This is a genomic window from Kitasatospora sp. LaBMicrA B282, from assembly GCF_050325825.1.
In the GTDB taxonomy this organism is placed as follows: Bacteria; Actinomycetota; Actinomycetes; order Streptomycetales; family Streptomycetaceae; genus Kitasatospora.
Map to the genome: position 1 here is coordinate 1 of NZ_JBNQTI010000358.1, position 1,422 is coordinate 1,422.

Here is a 1,422-nt window from a genome sequence, read left to right on the forward strand (position 1 = left end):
GTGTGCTCTTCCGATCTCGGGGTCGACGAGCGCCGCGAACGCGGCCGGCCCGGGGAACGCGGCGGGAGCGGGGAGCGCGGCGGGAGCGCCCGGTGGCACCGGTGGGGCGCAGTCCGGCAGCAGCTCGCGCGCCGAGCTGCTCAAGCAACTGGACGACCTCGGGCTCTAGCGGACCTCCGGCGCGCCGCCCGCGCGGCCGCCGTCGGCACCCCGTCGGCGCCACCTCGGCCGGCCCGACCCGGCCTCCCGAGCGCTGCGGCGAGCCGCCCCACGTGGCGAACACCACGGTCATGGCCGAAGCGAAGTGAGCGGAGGGCGTTTTCCGCTTTTCCCGGATTACCGCGTCCTCTGTAGACGTATCGTCAGCACCGCTTACCGGAGCAGCGCGCTTGCTGCGCCACGCGCCGCCCAAACGGTAGGCTTTCCGTGTGATCTTCAAGCGCATCGGCAACGGGCGGCCGTACCCGGATCACGGCCGGGTCAGCACCAAACACTGGGCGGACGTGGCCCCCCGTCCGGTGCGGCTGGACCAGCTCGTCACCACCAAGGGCCAGTTGGACCTGGAAACCCTGCTGGCCGAGGACTCGACCTTCTACGGGGACCTGTTCGCCCACGTGGTCAAGTGGCACGGCGACCTCTACCTGGAGGACGGCCTGCACCGCGCCGTGCGCGCCGCGCTGCAGCAGCGCCAGGTGCTGCACGCCCGCGTCCTGGAGCTGGACTGACGGCGTCCGGGGGTGAGCCGGTCGCACGCTGACAGCCGCTCAGCGGCGCCGGGTGCGCCGCGGCCGTCCGACGCGCCGCGGCAGTGCCGCCGCGGCGCGGGTGATTCGGGTCCTCCCGACCACGGACCAACCCCCGGGTTCACCAGCGGCCGGTACTCCCGAATGATCGTCAGTACACCCTTTCGAGTGCTCGGGTGCGCCAAATGATGATCATTTATTACCTTGATCTCAGGAACCGGACTAGGCTGCTGAACACGGTCGCAGCGCGCGACGGGCTCCGCGTCCCGCCGCCCGGTCGGCCAGGCCCGTCACCGGCCGGCAAGGCTGCCCTTCCTCCCAGGGGAGACAGACTGTGAGCATGTTGACTCCCCAAGGGTTGAAGGGGAAGCAGTTCCGGATCACCGGCACCAGCTATCCGCGGCTGGGCCCACCACCCCGGCGCGGCCGCCGCGTCCTGATGCTGATCGGCTCGGTGCTCGCGCTCTCGCTGATCGCGCTGGGCGGGGTCCAGGTGGTCGACATCTTCACCGGCAAGGGCAAGCACGCCGCCGCCCAGGCCTGTGCCAGCGCCCGGGCCTCGGCCTCCGGCAAGCCGCTCGCCGCGCCCGCGGCGCAGAGCGGCACACCGGGCTCGCCCGGCGCCCCGGCGGGCGCAGCTTCCGGCACGGCGTCGGCCGGGGCCTCCGGTGCCGCCCCG

Annotated in this window: 1 protein-coding gene and 1 pseudogene; both read left to right on the forward strand. The window is 72.9% G+C overall.

The genetic code is table 11. From position 1 onward, the window contains the following. The first annotated feature begins 428 nt into the window (after positions 1-428). Entirely contained in the window at positions 429-725 is a 297-nt protein-coding gene (locus ACQRUO_RS39405) for a type II toxin-antitoxin system VapB family antitoxin (protein ID WP_428320997.1), read from the forward strand. A 358-nt stretch (positions 726-1,083) separates the two neighbouring features. Continuing rightward, positions 1,084-1,422, forward strand: a pseudogene (locus tag ACQRUO_RS39410) (LytR C-terminal domain-containing protein); the annotation flags it as partial.